Source organism: Streptomyces sp. NPDC027962 (genome assembly GCF_055566095.1).
This window is the reverse complement of the sequence record NZ_JBVHTA010000091.1, coordinates 1-4,282: the sequence shown is the minus strand read 5'-3', so window position 1 is coordinate 4,282 and position 4,282 is coordinate 1. Positions and strand designations below refer to the sequence as shown.

General features: G+C 67.4%; 3 pseudogenes. All 3 read left to right on the top strand.

Going from position 1 to position 4,282, the window contains the following annotated elements:
- Positions 1-360 (top strand): annotated as a pseudogene (locus ACZ4SA_RS36655) (hypothetical protein); the annotation flags it as partial.
- A pseudogene (locus ACZ4SA_RS36650) lies at positions 360-1,060 on the top strand (putative T7SS-secreted protein); the annotation flags it as partial. The pseudogenes ACZ4SA_RS36655 and ACZ4SA_RS36650, both read left to right, overlap by 1 nt.
- A gap of 285 nt (positions 1,061-1,345) precedes the next feature.
- Positions 1,346-4,187: pseudogene (locus tag ACZ4SA_RS36645) on the top strand (DUF6531 domain-containing protein); the annotation flags it as partial.
- Between the last annotated feature and the right edge of the window lie 95 nt (positions 4,188-4,282).

Sequence of the window (4,282 nt, the reverse complement as noted above, 5' to 3'; positions counted from 1 at the left end):
GAGCAGGAGCAGTACATCAAGGACACGATCAAGATCGGCGTGAACTCGGTGAACGGGAATCCGCATCTGTCGGAGGACGAGGTCAAGCAGATGCGCTGGGACACGATCCGTGACCAGCATGCGTGGGACAACGCGGACTGGAGCAAGGAGTCGTTTTCCCAGGCGCACACCGAGGTCAAGCAGACGTGGAAGGACACCGGTTATGACGTGATGGACGCGCAGATGGACTCGATGGAGCGCTCGGGTCTGCTGGACCCTGCGATGCGGGAGCGGATGGACGAGCAGTACCGGGAGCTGTTCGATCCCTCCGAAGAGATCATCGCGCAGGCTGAAGAGCCGCGGTGGGGGGAGAGCCGCTGATGGTGGACTGGGGAGGGCTGGCCGACAAGGCAGTCGACAAGTTCAGCGACGGCGTCGACAAGGGCAAGGAGAAAGTCGGCGAGGGCGTCGACTATGTGACCGACAAGGCCGGCGAAGGCTTGCGGCACTACGGCCACGACGGACTGGCTGAGGTGGTCGAGGACTGGGGGACGAGACCGCGTCCTCGCTCGGGGCCGAGGTCGGTGAGCAGCAGCTCGGGCAGAGTGAGGAGGCCAACGAGCTGATCCACGGCCGGCCGGCGGAGATCGCCGCGACGGTGAAGAACCTGCGCGATTTCCAGAAGGCGTTCGGCCTTGTCGGTGCCGGGATGAAGCGGCTGGACTCCGGTGACTGGAAGGGCGAGGCCGCCGAAACGTTTCGGGAGAAGTTCGAGACCCTGCCCACGGACTGGCTGCGGGCGGCGGACGCGTTCGAGGACGCGGCCAAGGCGCTGGAGACCTTTTCCAAGGCGGTGGTGAGCGCGCAGGGCAAAGCCCAAGAGGCGATCGCCCTGTACAAGGAGGGTGAGAAGGACTCCAAGACGGCCGTCGACGCGTTCAACAAGAAGGTCGACGCCTACAACGCCGCACTCAGCGGTGACAGTCCGCTGCCTCATCCCGGTGAGTTCTCCGACCCGGGCACGGCCAAGCGGCAGCGTGCCCAGGAGATCCTCGCCGACGCCCGCACCGCCCGCAACGAGGCCGGCGAGAGCGCGAAAACCGCCGTCCACGCCGCCCTGGCCCATGCTCCGAAGGAGCCCACCGGCCGCGAGCGCGCCCAGCTCGAACTGCTGGACTGGGGTCTGGGCACGGCCATCGACGGCACCCATGTAGCCGCAGGCTTCACCAAAGCCGGTGCCGGGCTGGTGAACTTCGTCCGCTCCATCAACCCGATCGACGCCTACAACCTCTCCCACCCCGCCGAGTACTGGAAGGGCGTCAACACGACGCTCGCCGGCCTGGCCTCCACCGCCGCCAACCCCGACCGCGCGCTCAAGAACGCCTGGGAAGCCTTCAAGGCCGACCCTGCGGAGGGGTGGGGGCGCGCGCTGTTCGAGGTCGTCGTCCCGCTCAAGGGGGGCAGCGCGGTCAAGGGCCTGGTGTCCGCCGGCAAGCACCTGCCCGACGGCCACAAGCCCGGGGGCACCAGAGGAGATCACGAGCGCAACCCGGACAGCAACGGCAAGAAGTGCAGCGACACGAAGTGCGGCGGAGACCCGGTCGATGTCGCGACCGGACGCATGCTGTTGCCGCAGACCGACATCGCGCTGCCGGGCTCGCTCCCGCTGGTGTTTGAGCGTACGCATGACTCCTCACGCCGCTCCGGCCGCTGGTTCGGCCCGACCTGGTCGTCCACCGTGGACCAGCGTCTGGAGATCGACTCCGAGGGCGTGGTGTTCAGCTGCGCCGAAGGCAGCCTCCTGGCCTACCCGCACCCGGCGCCGGGTGTTCCGGTCATGCCGACCCACGGGCGACGCTGGCCCTTGGACCGGGTCGACGGCGGCTACACGATCAGCGACCCGGACACCGGACAGGTCTGGCACTTCACCGACCACAACGCCGAACTGGCGCTCCTGGCCCAGATCGACGACCGCAACGGCCGCTGGATCGCCTTCGAGCACGACGAGGCCGGCGCTCCGACGTCGATCGTCCACCACGGCGGCTACCGCCTGAAGCTCACCACGAGCGAGGGCCGAGTCACGGCCCTCCACCTCGCAGGCGCGGCGAAGGACGGCTCCGACCAGGAGATCCTCCGCTACGGCTACACCGACGGCCACCTCACCGCGATCACCAACTCCTGCGGCCGCCCCTTGCGCTTCGGCTGTGACGAGCACGGGCGCATCACGTCGTGGACCGACACGAACGGCAGCCACTACGATTACGTCTACGACGACCAGGACCGCTGCGTCTACCAAACGGGCGCCAACGGACACGTCGAGTCCCGCTTCACCTGGGACGACACCGACCCGGAAACCGGCCAGCGGATGACCTCCATCACCGACGGCCTCGGCCACACCAAGAAGTTCGTGATCAACGAACGGAGCCAGGTCGTCGCGGAGATCGACGCCCTCGGCGCCATCACCCGCTACGAATACGACCGCCACAACCGACTGCTGTCACGGACCGACCCCCTCGGCCACACCACCCGAGCCACCTACGACGAGCACGGCAGCCTCATCGAGGTCGAACGCCCCGACAGACGCCGCTCACGGGCCGAGTACAACGACCTTGGCTTCCCTGTACGCGTCATCGGTTACGACGGCAACGCCACCCGCCAGACCTTCGACGAACGCGGCAACCGCACCTCGATCACAGACCCGACCGGCGCGACAACCCACTTCACGTACGACGAAGCCGGCCACCTCACCCGCATCACCGACCCCCTCGGCCACTCAACCACCGTCATCTGCGACCGTGCAGGGCTGGTAGCGGGAATCACGGACCCGCTCGGAGCAAGCACCAGGTACGAGCGCGACGCGTACGGCCAGCCAGCCACCATCACAGATCCCCTCGGTGCCACAACATGCCTGGAGTGGACGGTCGAGGGCAAGCTCGCCCGCCGCACCGAGGCCGACGGCAGCCAGGAAGCGTGGACCTACGACGGCGAAGGGAACTGCCTCAGCCACACCAGCGCCCTCGGGGCCGTGGTGACCTTCGAGTACACCGACTTCGATCTACTACGGGCCCGCACGGAGCCGGACGGCAGTCGGTACGAGTTCAGCCACGACACCAATCTCCAGCTGACCAAGGTCACCAATCCCCAAGGTCTCACCTGGTCCTACGGCTACGACCCCGCCGGCCACCTCATATCCGAGACGGACTTTGACAACCGCACCCTCGCGTACGACCGCGACGGTGCGGGCCGCATCGCGGCCCGCACCGACGCTCTTGGTCAGACGATCAGCTACGAACGCGACGTATTGGACCGCGTCACACGCAAGGACGCGGCAGGCAAGATCACGAGATTCGCCTACGACTACTCGGACCAGCTCGCCGAAGCGGTCAACGACGACGCTACCGTCACGTGGCTGCGCGACCGATACGGCCGCCTCGTCTCCGAGACCGTCAACGGCCGCACCATGTCGTACACCTACGACGCCCTCGGCCGCCGCACCGGACGCACCACCCCCACCGGGCGCCACCAGCACCTGGACCTACGACGCCGCCGGACGCCGCACCTCCCTCACCACCTCCGGGCGCACGATCGCCTTCGAGCACGACGCGGCCGGCCAGGAGACCGCCCGCCACATCGGCGACACCGTCTCCTTCACCAACCAGTACGACCCGCTCGGCCGCCTCACCAGCCAGCACGTCACGGGCATAGCGGGTCGCAGCATCCAGCGCCGCGACTACACCTACCGCGCCGACGGCAACCTCATCGCCCTCACCGACCAACTCACCGGCACCCGCACCTTCGACCTCGACCCCGTCGGACGCGTCACCGCCGTCCACGCGGCAGAGTGGACAGAGCGCTACGCCTACGACGAAGCAGGCAACCAGACCGAAGCCTCCTGGCCCAAGAGCCACCCCAGCCAGGAAGCCACCGGCACCCGCGAATACACCGGCACCACCATCACCCGCGCCGGCAACATCCGCTACGAACACGACGACCTCGGCCGCATCACCCTCCGCCAGAAAACACGCCTCTCCCGCAAACCCGACACCTGGCGCTACGAGTGGGACGCCGAGGACCGCATGCGTTCGGTCACTACCCCGGACGGAGTGGTCTGGCGCTACAACTACGATGCGTTGGGGCGGCGCACAATGAAACAGCGCCTCGCTGCCGACGGAACGACCGTGCTGGAAAAGATCGCCTTCACTTGGGATGCAGGGCGATTTCAAAGTCGGGGTGATCTTGTAGGCGTGCAGGTCACGGCGGTGTGACGATGTTCTGTGGGCGCGCGACGTACGCAACGAAGCTC